Source organism: Bacteroides sp. RTP21281st1_H5_RTP21281_210402, from assembly GCF_040918965.1.
In the GTDB taxonomy this organism is placed as follows: Bacteria; Bacteroidota; Bacteroidia; order Bacteroidales; family Bacteroidaceae; genus Bacteroides; species Bacteroides congonensis.
Window position 1 is genome coordinate 311,788 of sequence record NZ_JBCOWR010000004.1, and the last position, 14,188, is coordinate 325,975.

13 protein-coding genes are annotated in these 14,188 nt (G+C 36.2%); all 13 read left to right on the forward strand.

Going from position 1 to position 14,188, the window contains the following annotated elements; all coding sequences use genetic code 11:
- Nucleotides 1-53: 53 nt before the first annotated feature.
- The 13 genes from AB5443_RS08445 (at nucleotide 54) to AB5443_RS08505 (ending at nucleotide 14,155) form a co-directional block, all read left to right on the forward strand.
- Nucleotides 54-965 (forward strand): Rpn family recombination-promoting nuclease/putative transposase, encoded by a 912-nt coding sequence (locus tag AB5443_RS08445; protein WP_289698843.1) that lies wholly within the window; start codon nucleotides 54-56, stop codon nucleotides 963-965.
- A gap of 766 nt (nucleotides 966-1,731) precedes the next feature.
- Nucleotides 1,732-2,787 carry a hypothetical protein gene (locus tag AB5443_RS08450; protein ID WP_368114150.1) on the forward strand — a complete coding sequence of 352 codons (1,056 nt, stop codon included), beginning with the start codon at nucleotides 1,732-1,734 and terminating at the stop codon, nucleotides 2,785-2,787.
- An 89-nt stretch (nucleotides 2,788-2,876) separates the two neighbouring features.
- Nucleotides 2,877-3,110 (forward strand): NVEALA domain-containing protein, encoded by a 234-nt coding sequence (locus AB5443_RS08455; protein WP_367743593.1) that lies wholly within the window; start codon nucleotides 2,877-2,879, stop codon nucleotides 3,108-3,110.
- Nucleotides 3,079-4,155: a BF3164 family lipoprotein gene (locus tag AB5443_RS08460; protein WP_368114149.1), complete on the forward strand. Its 1,077-nt coding sequence runs from the start codon at nucleotides 3,079-3,081 to the stop codon at nucleotides 4,153-4,155. The genes AB5443_RS08455 and AB5443_RS08460 overlap by 32 nt, the downstream gene beginning before the upstream one ends.
- A gap of 212 nt (nucleotides 4,156-4,367) precedes the next feature.
- Nucleotides 4,368-4,616, forward strand: coding sequence for an NVEALA domain-containing protein (locus tag AB5443_RS08465; protein ID WP_368114148.1), 249 nt, complete (start codon nucleotides 4,368-4,370; stop codon nucleotides 4,614-4,616).
- Nucleotides 4,617-4,721: 105 nt separating this feature from the next.
- Complete coding sequence (locus AB5443_RS08470) at nucleotides 4,722-5,435, forward strand: hypothetical protein (RefSeq protein ID WP_368114147.1); 714 nt, start codon at nucleotides 4,722-4,724, stop codon at nucleotides 5,433-5,435.
- On the forward strand, nucleotides 5,419-6,471 hold the full coding sequence (locus AB5443_RS08475) for a BF3164 family lipoprotein (protein ID WP_368114146.1): 1,053 nt from the start codon (nucleotides 5,419-5,421) through the stop codon (nucleotides 6,469-6,471). The genes AB5443_RS08470 and AB5443_RS08475 overlap by 17 nt, the downstream gene beginning before the upstream one ends.
- A gap of 5 nt (nucleotides 6,472-6,476) precedes the next feature.
- On the forward strand, nucleotides 6,477-7,340 hold the full coding sequence (locus tag AB5443_RS08480) for a DUF1573 domain-containing protein (protein ID WP_368114145.1): 864 nt from the start codon (nucleotides 6,477-6,479) through the stop codon (nucleotides 7,338-7,340).
- 6 nt (nucleotides 7,341-7,346) lie between these two features.
- Complete coding sequence (locus AB5443_RS08485) at nucleotides 7,347-9,353, forward strand: transglutaminase domain-containing protein (RefSeq protein ID WP_368114144.1); 2,007 nt, start codon at nucleotides 7,347-7,349, stop codon at nucleotides 9,351-9,353.
- Nucleotides 9,344-10,267, forward strand: coding sequence for a DUF4964 domain-containing protein (locus AB5443_RS08490; protein WP_368114143.1), 924 nt, complete (start codon nucleotides 9,344-9,346; stop codon nucleotides 10,265-10,267). The genes AB5443_RS08485 and AB5443_RS08490 overlap by 10 nt, the downstream gene beginning before the upstream one ends.
- 30 nt (nucleotides 10,268-10,297) lie before the next feature.
- On the forward strand, nucleotides 10,298-11,233 hold the full coding sequence (locus AB5443_RS08495; RefSeq protein WP_368114142.1) for a DUF4965 domain-containing protein: 936 nt from the start codon (nucleotides 10,298-10,300) through the stop codon (nucleotides 11,231-11,233).
- Nucleotides 11,230-12,105, forward strand: coding sequence for a signal peptidase I (gene lepB / locus AB5443_RS08500; protein ID WP_368114141.1), 876 nt, complete (start codon nucleotides 11,230-11,232; stop codon nucleotides 12,103-12,105). Before AB5443_RS08495 ends, lepB begins: the two co-directional genes overlap by 4 nt.
- Nucleotides 12,106-12,508: 403 nt before the next feature.
- On the forward strand, nucleotides 12,509-14,155 hold the full coding sequence (locus AB5443_RS08505) for an O-antigen ligase family protein (protein WP_368114140.1): 1,647 nt from the start codon (nucleotides 12,509-12,511) through the stop codon (nucleotides 14,153-14,155).
- The last annotated feature ends 33 nt before the right edge of the window (nucleotides 14,156-14,188 follow it).

Below are 14,188 nucleotides of genomic sequence, written 5' to 3' on the forward strand. Positions count from 1 at the left end.
AAATTGAATCATATATACTTGAAATCAAACATTTTCTGCTTACCTTTGTTAGCATGAAAAAAGAAAACGGTAAAGGAGACGAACTTATGGCAAGTAATTATATTCGTTTCGATTGGGCAATGAAACGCTTGTTGCGTAATAAAGCCAATTTTGCAGTTCTCGAGGGCTTTCTTACCACTCTTCTAAATGAAAAGATAGTCATTCAGAAGCTGTTGGAAAGTGAAAGCAATCAAGAGGATGAGTTTGACAAGTATAATCGGGTAGATATGCTTGCGGAAAACTCAAAGGGTGAACTCATTTTGATTGAAGTTCAAAACAATAATGAGTATGCGTATTTCCAACGTATGTTATTCGGCACTTCGAAATTGGTGACCGAATACATAAACCGCGGGGAAGGGTATGACAAAGTAAGGAAAGTATATAGTGTCAATATTGTATATTTCTCTTTAGGGAGTGGAAAAGATATCGTATATCATGGAAAAACTGAATTCCGTGGAATCCATCAGGGAGATGTTTTGGAATTGACTCCTTTCCAGAAACAGACATTCAAAGTAGATAGTGTCAGTCAGCTTTATCCCGAATATTACATTCTGAAGGTCAATGATTTCAATCAAGTGGCTCGGAGTCCGTTGGAAGAATGGATTTATTATATGAATACTGGTGATATACCCGATAGTGCGACAGCACCGGGGTTGGATGAGGCTCGTCAACGCTTGAAACTGGATAAGATGACTAAAGAAGAATTAAATGCTTATTATCGTCATTTGGATAATATAGTGATTCTACGTGACAATATATATACCGAGCGTGCGGAAGGTCGTGCAGAGGGGCGTGCAGAGGGACTTATGGAAGGTCGTATGGAAGAAAAAAGAGAAATGGTACATAATATGAAATCTTTGAATATTCCACTTGATACCATTTCGCAAGTTACAGGACTATCCATTGAAGAAATAAAAAGTTTGTAGTAGGATTGCCACCGAAAATTGTGAATTTTAAAATGATAAAGACAACGCTTCCATTTATACTGGGAGCGTTTTTTTATTCATAAAAATAGGATACTGTATGCGTTTCTCTTGCTTGAAATCTGAACAGTGCATGGTGCGCAAGCAAATATGCGAGTAATCAGGCATTATGAAAATCTGTATTGCTTCTGCTTATATGTTATTGTGGTGCATATAGTTTGTAATAAAGTGCTAATTATGATATTTCGTCAAAGAATTGTGGGGCTATATCGTATTTTGCTACATCAGTTTATTGTAGTAAAAAGCATGGAATAGCTGAAAATATGCAGGTTATTTAGAGTCACACTGATGAATACATCGTTGGTCGGTGAGAAAAGCATTGACCCTCACCGACCAACGATGCGTTCCTTTTAAAGGAACGGAGCTTAATCAAGAGAGAATAACTTGTTTTTTATTCCTCATTTATGCAGTTTTTAGCTCATGAATAGCATATTCTTGCATTAATTTATGCATTTATTTTTCTATTTGCTCGATTTTGAATTGAATATTAAAAGGGAGAATCTTAAAGATAGAACAGAATCTCTTATTCTGAGAGACACGGTTGACATTTCATTCTCTGTTGAAACTGCAAGAATATTGTTGCTTATGATATGGTTATCGTTTGATTTATTCGTTTGTTAGTTTAAATAATGTTACCTTTGTGGCTGAAAAAGATATAAAAAGAAACATGATAAGAACTATTTATAATAATTTGTTATTGGTGTAGATTATGAATTCAGACAGACGAATGGCTTTACTATTTTTCATTTTAATGATAATTCTTGTTGTTACATTAGAACGAATGCTTTATGCTTCAGGAGAAGTTGCACTTGAAAATAAGACTCAAATAACTTTATTGGAAACAATAGAAGATGGACTCAATGCACAATATGATGCACTGGGACTATATGAGGCTGGTTATAAAATGGAACCGAACAGGAACTTTGAGCATTGTACTATAACTAGTTCTAAAGGTAAAAAAGTAAAAGATATTGTGGTTGAAGAAAACAAGGTCGTAGTGAGTTCGGATATTGATACTAGAATAAGTCATACCGTTTTAGCAGAAGAGGGAATAGATGCTGATGCTTGTTTATCTTTGTGGAGTAAGAAACTGTCTGCAGCTAATATTGTTTCTTGTCATGCATTACAAATACATATTCATACAGATAGTGCCTATGTACTTGCTTGTGGAGATTCTACGTTATTTTTACCCGAGTATAAAAAGATTAGTAGTGTTTATGCCGGACTTACCAATGAAATTGAAGTAGAGCCTTTTATTCGGTATTCTTGGTTGACAGTTCTTAAAAACGCCTCAATAACGATGGTGGTTATTGTGGAATTAATTATCCTTGTTCTTTTATTTGTTTGTTTTATCTATTATCTAAGAAAAAAAATAAAAAAGAGTGTTCCTTCAGTAACAGATATCTCCCAATCAGATATAAAATTGGCGAATCTTCGTTATGTCTACAGTTCGCATGAATTTTATGTAGATAATCGAAAGACTCAGATTCGTGGTCAATCTGCAACTTTGATTTTGTTGTTTTTGAAAGCTCCAAATCATACAGTGACAAAAGAAGAGATTATTTTATGTTTCTGGAGACCGGAAGATAGAGGCGTAGAAGGTAGGTTACGTCGTGTGCTGAGTGATTTAAGGGGCGTATTTCGGGAAAAATCAGTGAACTTATCTATTAAATCATCTGGAAATAGCTATTCTTTGATTGTTGAAAAAGTGCCATTTCATCGAATAAAACTTGTTTTGAGGACTATTGTGAGAAAATTCTCATAATAGTTCTCACGATTTCTCACGCCAATAATTTGCCATGTTCTAATCAGATGCCTACTTTCGGGCAAAAATTAATCAATTTATATCATAGTATGAAAAAGTATTTAAAGTTTGGAGTCTTTTCTTTTGTCGTATTGGTTTCTATTTTCTTTTGTAGAAAAGCTGAGCACAACAAACTGCAAAATGTTATTTTATTAAATAATGTGGAAGCATTGGCTGCCGGTGAGAATCCTACGACTAGATGTAGAGGTACCGGTTCTGTAGATTGTCCTTTAAACCATGAAAAAGTAAAGTATGTTTTCGAACCATTTATATTGGATTGGTAAGCTTCTGCTACTGATATTGGTAGTTGGGATATTATTCTCGTGCTCACAGTCCCCAAAAACTTTTTTGGGGATTAAATATTCGGATTTTCCGATGCAGAAACATCTGTCGGCACAGGTAATAGAGCTTGATACAGCCTTGTTCCGCTATCCTTTTCGGATACGGATAGAAGGGGATAAAGCCATTGTGATGGATTTACATGGTTCCGAATATTATGGGCACTTATTCCAATACCCAAGTTTCCGGTATCTATCTTCTTTTGGCAGACGAGGCGATTCTCCAACGGAAATGTTATCGATGGAAAACTTCCGTTTGTATAACCATGAATTATGGACTTTAGATGCCAACAAAAGCGAATTAACTAGGTTAGATTTTTCTTCATCCGGTGATTCACTGCTTCGTGAAGAAGCGGTAACATTGGATGAAGATATACTTCGACCGCTTGATTTTGCTGTGTATGATGATACAACATTTGTTATTCCTGACTATTCAGGTGAGAGCAGCTTTTTAAAGGTTAGTTGCAGAGGTAAACTTATAGAGAAGATAGGCGCTATACCTACAGCGAATGAGAAAGCTTTGCAAGAAGCCCGTCCGGCATTAGCACAGGTATGGCGTAGCTTTTTAGATTATAATCCCCATAATGGCGTTTTAGCTTCTGTCACTCAACTGGGAGAGGTGGTTGAAGTTTATAATTTGAAAGACAGTACTCATGTTGTTCGTATCGGTGAGCACGATGAACCTGAATTCAAAATTTCAGATGGATATGGTATACCAACAGGCATCATGGGATTCAGTGATGTTCAAGTAACGAATAGTGCCATTTATACGGTATTTCACGGAACGCCCTTTAAAGAGATAGCAAGACAAAGTGGAAGGCTTCCTGACGGAGGAAAATACATTTATGTATTTAGTTTGAAAGGAGAACCGATGTGTAAATATGTACTCGACCATTATATATATGGTATTTGGGTAGATGAAGCTACTAAAACAATAATGGCGACAGATGTAAATAACGACCAGCCAATACTAAAGTTTAGCTTTGGTTGAATTAGAAAATTAACTTGATTAAAGGAGCAGAATGATGAGTTTGTTCATCTTGCCGGATTTGCTTACATATCATCTGCTCCTAAACCTTTAAAAAAAAGATTCCGATGCAAACATAAGAATAAAAAGTTAATGTAGCAAACAATTGCTATTCTGTTGAAAGGATATATACAGAAGAAAATTGTGGTTTTATTTATTAAATATAAAATACTGACATGAAAAAGAAATTGTTAGGTATAGTAGTTGTAGTTGCAGTTGTAATAGCTGCGGGCTATAATATCTATATGTCAAAGACTGGAATGAATCTATCAAGTTTGGTTCTTAATAATGTAGAAGCTTTAGCAGATTATGGTGAAACAACGCCGTATGATTGTTATATGGCACATTGCTGTTATGACCCTGCATATGATTGTTTTGGACATTCTGATAGATGGCATTATTGTCCAAATATGAGAAGCTATTGATGTTTAATTAGCTAAGATTATGCCTAAGGTCTTGGACTTTAATAGTACTCAAGTATGAGGCTTTAGTGTTAGATTTTGGCATAATCTAAGTCTTTCATAATATTTATGATGAAACTAATTGTTATATTAATTCTGCTATTAGGAACTTTTGAACTCTATGCTCAAAATTTAGAACAGATTGTTGAAGAGTATATACGTAAAAATAATATAGTTACAGTATCTGAGAAAGATACAACTTATTATAAAACAGGAAAACCTTATATGAAAAAATACTCTTCAGGAGTTAAAAGTCTTTCAGTTCCTAAAGGTGCTATTCCAATTCCAATGCCCACCGGTATTAACGACGCAAGAGGAAAATTCTATTCTCCTTATGTTCCTAATAATATATATCTGACACTTTATATTGTACAGTTAATCAATGGGAAAGAAGTCGTTTCGGCAGTCAATGGTGGAGAAATAGTAAAAGGTAATAGAGCTCGGGTTGATGTATTGTTGGATTATAAAGAGTTTCAGAAAGCTACTATTTATTGCTATTTTTTGAATGGAGTAGTGTTTGGTGCTCCTTTTACTATGTCAAAAGATCATATTGTTAGAATCTGTAACTATACAAAAGGAGATTTAGTCTTAGATAAAGATATACCGGCTTTATTAATATATGAAGAAGAAAAAGGTACTACAAAAAGAGAAAAATTAGTTGAGAAAATGAGAAACGGACAGTTTTTTCTTTTTGACAAGCAGAAATACGAAGATATCTATAAACAATTAGGTAATTATTGTATCATCTATTATAGACTAACAAAAAATGGAGAAAAAAAATAAAAGTATATACATATTGACATCTATATTATTTGCACTTTTAAGTTCATGTCAAGGTAATGAGAAATATGCAGATGCAGAGCGTATTTCTTTTTCTAATTTTGGAGCAGTTGTTTCTTTGAAAGGAGATAGTGTTGCTTTCGATGATATTTTATTGAAACCTGTTAAAATACATCTAGTTGACTCTTTCTTAATTATGAAAAATAGAAATACTGAATATGCTTATTATATATTCAATATCTTATCTAAAAAGAAGATAGGCGAATGTGTCTCTTTTGGAATTGGTCCTAATGAAATGATTGATCCTCGTTTTATTCCTTCGACAGATGATAATGTTTGGATATACGACAAAAATAGGAAAATTCTGAATATTTGTGACCGTCAGAAATTTCTTAGAGGAGAAGACTTGGAAATCAATAAGACTATTGAATTCGAGGATTTTTGTGACAATGTAGTCTTTATTCCTCAAAAAGGTTTTATAGCTTCAGTTTTTAATCTAAATAATAAGAGATTTGGATTATTTAATTTAGATGGAGATACAATTTGTTACAAGGGTGGATATCCGAAACTTTCCAGTTTTCAAACAAACATTGAACAAGTAGAAGGATTTATAAATGATTTTACAGCTAATGTAGAGGAAAATAGGTTTTTTGTTTCATATAAACGAACGGATTTAATAGAATGTTATGATACTGATATGAATCTTATAAAAAGAATACATGGACCTGAACATTTCTTTCCTGAAATTCATCAAGTTGGAGACCGAATAAAAACAAATAAAGGAGCTGAAAGAGATGCTTATTCTTTTCCATTATCAGTAGGGAAGAAAGTATTTGTTCTTTATTCAGGAAAAGTCTTTAATCCTAGAAATCATGATTATTTGAAAGATAAAATTCTTGTTTTTGATTGGAATGGAAATCCGCTGCAATATTACCAACTGGATACTCCTATTTTTGATTTTGCTGTTGATGAAAAGTCTAGAATAATTTATGGGTTAACTGATAAACCAGAAAGTCATATTGTACAATTTAAATTTTAATATTAATGAGATATTTGTCAGTTGTTGTATGTATGCTTATGTGTGTCTCTTGTCAAAATGCAGACAGAACTTGTCTTGTGAATACAGTAAAAGAATGGAAAGGAAAGGAAATTAAATTTCCGGCAAAATCTGTTTTTACACAATATATGTGTGATACTGTGAAATTTGATACAGACTCTGATTTTAAATTAATGATTTATGTAGATTCAACTGGGTGTACTAGTTGTAAACTCCAACTGCATAAATGGAAAAGTTTCTTAAGTGAAATGGATTCTGTTGCTAAAGGTAAAATTGATTATCTTTTTTATGTGTGTCCTAAAGATAAGAGGGAATTTGAACATATTTTGAAACGTGATAAATTTGACTATCCAATATGTATTGATGAATATGATTCTCTTAACATTATGAATAATTTTTCTTCCGATCCAAGGTTTCAAGTGCTTTTATTGGATAAAGAGAATAGGGTAATTGCAATTGGCAATCCCATACTTAATCCGAAGATTAAAGATTTATATTTTAATATACTTTTGGGGGCAAATAATAGAGGGGTGAATCAAATACCTCAAACACAAATTACAATTACTGAGCAAATGATAAATATGGGGAGTTTTTCTTGGAAAGATAGTCAGGAGAAAGATTTGATAGTAAAGAATGTTGGTCATTCTCTATTAGTTATTGATGAAATAGTGACCTCTTGTGGATGTATTGTTGTAACGCATGATAAGAAACCAGTATTACCTAAAGATAGTACTTGTATAAAAATAAGATATCAAGCGGAATATCCGGAACATTTTGATAAAACTATTATAGTGTATTGTAATGCAGAAGGTGCTCCATTAAAGTTAAGAATTAATGGAAACGCAAAATAAAGTTAGATGAGGTGTTTGAAATATATCCAGTTTGTATTTATTGTTCTATCTATTTTGCTAGGATGGCAAGTTGTAGATATGATAGTACTTGGAGAGGAATTAATGACTTCTCTAGAAGTTGCTTTACAATCTGCAGGAAGTAGTAGAAAAGAACTGGAAAAAGTACTTTGCCGTTATCAAGTGCATTCAAGTGATAGTCTAAAGTATAAAGCCGCTTGTTTTCTGATTGAGAATATGCCTTTTTATACTTATTCTGATGGAGAACAATTGGATAATTACAAATCTTACTATGTATGGCTAAAAACAAGTAAAGGAAAGACGCCGCAAGAAATTGCTGATTCTGTCAAGAATGTGTATGGTCCTATGAAAGATCCAAATAAGAAACGGGATATAATGGAGATAGATTCCGCTTATCTATGCCATAATATTGATTGGGCATTTAAAGTTTGGCAGGAACAACCATGGGGAAAGAATATTTCATTTGAAACATTTTGTGAGTATTTGTTGCCTTATCGAATAGGTGATGAACCATTAGCATATTGGCGTGAAACGTACTATGAAAAATACAATTCAATATTGGATTCATTGCGTATGTCAGATTCGTTAGATATTGAAGACCCTGTGGTTGCCGCTAATTATCTAATAAGAAAATTGCCAGATAAGAGTTATTATTATACCTCTGTAACGCCATATCCATTTGGGCATATAGGATCGGAATATGTACAATATATGTCAGGAAGTTGTAGAGATATGACTGATTTTGCAGTTTATCTATTTCGAGCTTTGGGTATTCCTTGTGCTATTGACTTTGTTCCTGTACGTGGTTACATGAATGCCGGGCATTTCTGGTTAACAACATGGAATAAAGATGGAGAGGTATATATGACTGAATTTCCACAAATACTACGACCTGTACGTAAGAACTGGTGGTATCGGTGGGACGATAGTTCTAAATTGTATAGATATACCTTTAGTGTGAATAGGGAACTGTACGAGCAAATGGCAAAGTATGGTGAAGAATTATATCCATTTTGGCGTTTACCTAAATTTGCGGATGTAACTCATGAATATAGCTATAGCTTTAATAGAAAGTTAGTTATTCCTTTAGATAAACAGTATAAAACAAAACGGAACGGGAAAATTGCTTATCTATGTGTCAGTGCAAGGGATCGTTGGACACCCGTTGATTGGACTGCATATGATGCCGGTCACTTAGCGTTTCAGTATGTACGGAAAGGTTCGTTTATGAGAGTTGCTACCTATGAGAATGGGGAGTTATGTTTTTTGACTGATCCTTTTTATGCTGATAAACAGAATGATGAAATTCATTATTACCCTGTAGGAAAAGAGAGGCAAGATGTGGTATTATATGCAAAATGTAATATCGAAATAGAAAACAGGTTTAGAAATAAAATGATAGGGGGAGTTTTTGAAGGGAGCAACCATCCTGATTTTCTGGAAAAAGATACTTTGTTTATTATACAAGGCAAACCTAATAGATTGAATACAACTGTAAAGAGTTGGTCCGATAAAGAATATCGTTATCTTAGATATTTTGGTCCTGCTAAAGGCTTTTGCAATATTTCGGAAGTCGCTTTTTACGAGAAGAATGATACCGCTGCTCTGTCAGGGAAGATCATAGGGACTCCCGGATGTAGTCAACATGACGGAACGCATGAATATACCAATGTCTTTGACGGGAAAACATGGACTTCTTTTGATTATCATAAACCTACCGGAGGATGGGCGGGACTTGATTTAGGCCGAAAAGTCCGTGTGGACCGTATTGTCTATACCCCGCGTAACAGAGATAATTATGTTCGTCCTGATGATGTGTATGAGTTATTCTATTGCGACAGGGATTGGAAGTCTGCTGGAAAAATCAAGGCGGCTGCCGATTCATTGGTATTTCGGGATATTCCCGTAAATACGCTGTTACTTCTGAGAAATCATACGCGCGGACTGGATGAAAGAATCTTTATTTATGAAAACGGAACTCAACTATGGAAATAAGAACTCATATCAGGCTTGTCGTGGCATGGAGAATAATTGTAATCTCAGGTATTATTTCTCTGATATATGCTTGTTCTTATTCGGAGGAGAAGATTTCGCATCTTTCCGGTATTGCTCCTGTTGAGCATACGTTATTGGCGATTACTCCCGATGTTAGTATCAAAGTAATAGGTGATTCACTAAACAAAAGTTATCCGCAGTTGAGAACCGGAAAGACATTCCCGATAACAGGTCTTTTACGTGTAGATGGTAAAGTTTATCGTTTCATGGGAGGTGATTCTTTACGTATATCTCCTTTAGCACCTCTTTCGGAGGATACTGTCGGGTGGACTGGAAAATATTCTTTCTTGTTTCCGGGAAAAGGATGGGAGCAGAGGGTATATGACGATTCTTGGTGGAGTGAAGGAAAAGGGGCTTTTGGTCCAGTAAAAGGGTATTATTATCCGGCTCATACTTTGTGGGGAGCGGAAAATATTTATGTCCGCAGGCATATCAAGGTGGATAAAAAAGACGCTTTGAAGAATCGTAAAGTTTATGCCCGTTATGTATGCGACAATCGGATAAAGCTTTTCTGTAATGGGAAACATCTGTTGGAAAGCGGATTTACACATCAAACGAAATGCCAGCGTTTGACTGATGAAGCAATTAATCAAATAGTTGATGGAAATAATGTCCTGGCTGCATATTGCCGTAATACGGGAGGTGCCGGCTTATTGGATTTTGGTTTGTATATCGAAAATAAAACGTATGCCGATGCGAAACCTGCAACTTTGAAAAAGATGAATGTGCAAGCTACGCAGACTCAATTTATTTTCCAATGTGGAGAGGTGGATCTTCAGATTGACTTTGTCTCACCTTCCTTGTCGGAAAAGTGGAATATGACAGGCTGGCCTGTCGGTTTTATTTCCTATTAGGTCCGTACGGAAAGCGGAAAGGAACATACGGTGGAAGTTTTGTTCGACGTGGATACGGAATGGCTGTTTGGCAAGAGGGAAATTGATAGTTGGACTGAACAGGATTGGCGTTTTGTGAAGTCCGACAGCTTGTATTTGGCTATGGCAGCGGATGAAACAACCTTTTCATGTATGGATGGTCATGCCATCTTGTCTCAAAAGCTGTACGTGGGAAATGAAGAGGATAAGAATAGTGGGGTATTACTTGTCGGATATGAAGAAGGACAGGTGCTGCAATATGATGGAGAGGTGCTGTCTCCTCTTTGGAATAGTGATGGGACAAGGGCGGTAAAAGAATTAATGAAATCCGTAGGAAATAGATATAAGGAACTTAAAGCGGAATGTGATATTTTGGATAACCGATGGAACTCCAAGGCATTTCAGGCAGGGGATAAGGTATTCGCGGGGCAAATGCTTCCTGCTTACCGTAATTTTGTATCCTCTCATAGGTTTATGTCATTTTCTGATAATAAGCTTTTTTGTTTGGGCGATACTTTGGGCAATGTCAGAGAAGCTTATAAGAGTTTTCCGGTATTGTTATTCTTTCATCGTACCGACTGGATGAGAGGTTTGTTGGATCCCATATTCGAGTACTGTGAAGATATTCATTGGAGCAAGAAATATCCGCCATATGATATAGGCTTGTATCCTGTTGCCGGTAAACAGGTGAAATTGGAAGACTGTGCCGTAGAAGCGGCTGCCAATATGCTGATGATGACAACTGCTGTTGTTGAGGCGGAACAGGACTTCAGTTACGCTGATATGCATTGGGAGCAATTGGGTGTGTGGGCGGATTATCTGCAAAAAAAGATGAAAAAAGAGACATATCCTTTCGCTGGGTTATTGGATGAAAATGACGAACGCGTGAAATGTGTGTTAGGGTTGGCGGCTTATCGTAAATTGATTCAATTAAAAGGAAGCTTATGAGCAAGATAAAGAGAATTCGGGCGATATTGGAGAATTTGGCTTTCTTCATATTCTGCATGGTGGTAGTTCTGTTCTTGATGCAACTATTTTGTTTTACTTCATTCAGGATACCTTCGGATTCTATGGAACCGGCATTGAAGGATGGCGACCGGATATTGGTCAATAAGATGATAAGGGGGGCTCGCCTGTTCGATGTGTTTGCAGCTTTGGATAATGAGGAAGTCACTATCCATAGGATGCCCGGATGGGGGAGTTTCAAGAGAAATGATATACTGGTTTTCAATTTTCCTTATCAGATGAACCGTTGGGATAGTGTCCGGATGGATGTAATGCAGTATTATGTAAAACGGTGTGTCGCACTACCGGGGGATACATTGGAGATTCGTGGGGGATTTTATAAAGTACGTGGTTGTGGTGAACAGTTGGGAAACTACGATGCCCAGCAATATTTGGCGAATTTGAAGCATCCGGAGCAGCATGGTATTGTTGTAGGTACATTTCCGTATGACAAACAAATTGGATGGACTATCCGTGAGTTCGGACCTTTGCCGATTCCCAAGAAAGGTCAGACTGTAATGATGGACCGTACGAACTGTCTTTTATACAGGCAATTGATAGGGTGGGAACAGAAGAAAAAACTACGTATAAAAGACGGACAAATAGTATTGGGGGACAGTGTGATTACCCAATATCGTTTTAAAAAGAACTATTATTTTGTTTCCGGTGATAATATGGCAAATTCACAAGATTCAAGATACTGGGGGATGTTGCCTGAAGAATATATTGTAGGTAAGGCTACCCGTATTTGGTATTCGGAAGATAAATTTACGGAGAAGCTCCGTTGGGACAGGTTAATGAAGAAAATCAGATAAAAGAATGGCAATGATTAAAAAAAAGAATGCAATGATTAAAAAAAACACTGTGATGATTTTAAAAAACATTGAGAAGAAAAAAATAATCACTTAGCATGTTTTTTGAAAACATGTGATTGTTTCAGTAAAAACATATAGGAGAGTTAGTCAAAAGATGTAGAACGTTTATATAAATGATGTAGATGAGTCAGGAAAGTGTAATACTTCAATATGATATAAGATGTACAGAGTTTATGGCATTCGTCACTTTTTTCTTTATTGTATTGTATATCAGTGAGATATAATGAATGTTCTATAGTCAGATAATTACCTTCATTATAAGTGCTTATGCTATAAGTAAATAATGGAAAAAGTGACAATGACGGAGATTGGAATATGTTTTGATAAATGAGATTTTAAGTTGATGGGAACAGTAAAAAAATGCATAGCGGATGTGGTGGCACTCTTAGGGGTTGCTGCAATCCTGAGTGTAGTGACTTTTGCCACTTCGGGCGATATTCCTGTCGGTGAAATGGCATATCAAAGGCTGTGGTTGGGACGCATGGCTTTTGTTTTTGTCGTTTGTAGTCTGCCGTCTCTTTGCCTGAACGGGAAACAGCGTCTGTCTTTTTCATCCATAGTGACATGGGTATTGATTGTATTGGGAGGAATCGAAGTTGTCTGGGGATTGAGACAGATATACGGCCTGGCTGTTTCCAATCATTCTTTATATGCGCTTACAGGATCTTTTTATAATCCGGGACCTTATTCGGGATATTTGTCGATGATATTTCCGCTTTGCCTGCATGAATGGCTGAATTTGAAAGAAAGGACGGAACGTACATGGGCGGAGCAGGGAAAGTATTACGTGGCATTAGGAGTTATGTTGTTGATTCTTTGTGTGTTGCCTGCGGGTATGAGCCGCTCGGCATGGATTGCTGCCGCAATATCAGGTACATGGGTATATGGGATGCATGTTTCGTGGGGAAGCAAACTGAAAGAATTTGGGCGAAAATATAAGAAAAGGGTGGTACTGGCTTGTATTGTAGGAGGGAGTATAGTGGTAATGATTGGTTACGCACTTTTTCAACTGAAAGCAACTTCTGCCAACGGCCGCTTGTTCATGTGGAAAGTCAGTACTCTTGCTATTGCCGAAAGTCCTGTTATAGGACATGGAACAGGGAATTTTGTCTCGGCCTATGGCAGAGCGCAGGAAGATTATTTCGCCAACGGAGAATATTCGGAGACGGAAGAATTGGTGGCAGGAAGTCCGGAATATGCTTTTAATGAATATCTGCAAGTAGCGGTGGAATACGGGATTCCTTTTTTATTAGTTGTCTCTTTAGTTATTGGATTTTGTCTTTGGAAGGGGAATAGTGAAGGAAGAATAGGTCTTTGTGGGAGTGTAATTTCTGTTTTGGTATTTGCCTTTTCCTCTTATCCGATGCAGATTCCCGGATTTGCAGTGACATTTTATTTTTTATTGGCGGCTTGTGTTATCGGGCGTTCAAAGATAATACTGTTATTCTTTATGTCAATGATGGTGTTATTGGGAGCGTATTATTGGAAAAACAACCAATATGATGCGTGTAAGAGTTGGCATCGTGGTAAGATGCTTTATAATATAGGGGCTTACCGGTCAGCTAAAGAAGACTACGAGAAGTTATATCCCGAATTAACGAATCGTGGAGCATTTCTTTTTGAATACGGATATTCTCTGCATAAATTGAAAGAATATGATAACTCGACAAGGATATTGGAGGAAGCGATGACACACAGTAATGATCCCATGATTCTGAATATTATCGGCAAGAATTATCAGGCATCAGGAGATTATGAAAAAGCGGAAGAATACCTGATTCGGTCTACGCACCGGCTTCCGGGGCGGATTTATCCATATTATCTGTTGGCGAAACTTTATGCGGAACCGGAATATTGTCAGCCGTATAAATTGAAGTATTCGGCTGAAATTGTGTTGACAAAAGAGCCGAAAGTGCAATCGATGGCAGTGCGGGAGATGAGGGAAGAAGTCAGGAAAATAATAGTCGATTATAGTGTAAAAGTAAATTAAGTATTAACCAAAGAAAGGAGGTGTGTAATGAAG

Bases quoted from the DNA above. Each gene is read 5' to 3' on its own strand.
- AB5443_RS08445 (WP_289698843.1), top strand. From the start codon at position 54: ATGAAAAAAGAAAACGGTAAAGGAGACGAACTTATGGCAAGTAATTAT.
- AB5443_RS08450 (WP_368114150.1), top strand. From the start codon at position 1,732: ATGAATTCAGACAGACGAATGGCTTTACTATTTTTCATTTTAATGATA.
- AB5443_RS08455 (WP_367743593.1), top strand. From the start codon at position 2,877: ATGAAAAAGTATTTAAAGTTTGGAGTCTTTTCTTTTGTCGTATTGGTT.
- AB5443_RS08460 (WP_368114149.1), top strand. From the start codon at position 3,079: ATGTTTTCGAACCATTTATATTGGATTGGTAAGCTTCTGCTACTGATA.
- AB5443_RS08465 (WP_368114148.1), top strand. From the start codon at position 4,368: ATGAAAAAGAAATTGTTAGGTATAGTAGTTGTAGTTGCAGTTGTAATA.
- AB5443_RS08470 (WP_368114147.1), top strand. From the start codon at position 4,722: ATGATGAAACTAATTGTTATATTAATTCTGCTATTAGGAACTTTTGAA.
- AB5443_RS08475 (WP_368114146.1), top strand. From the start codon at position 5,419: ATGGAGAAAAAAAATAAAAGTATATACATATTGACATCTATATTATTT.
- AB5443_RS08480 (WP_368114145.1), top strand. From the start codon at position 6,477: ATGAGATATTTGTCAGTTGTTGTATGTATGCTTATGTGTGTCTCTTGT.
- AB5443_RS08485 (WP_368114144.1), top strand. From the start codon at position 7,347: ATGAGGTGTTTGAAATATATCCAGTTTGTATTTATTGTTCTATCTATT.
- AB5443_RS08490 (WP_368114143.1), top strand. From the start codon at position 9,344: ATGGAAATAAGAACTCATATCAGGCTTGTCGTGGCATGGAGAATAATT.
- lepB (WP_368114141.1), top strand. From the start codon at position 11,230: ATGAGCAAGATAAAGAGAATTCGGGCGATATTGGAGAATTTGGCTTTC.
- AB5443_RS08505 (WP_368114140.1), top strand. From the start codon at position 12,509: ATGGGAACAGTAAAAAAATGCATAGCGGATGTGGTGGCACTCTTAGGG.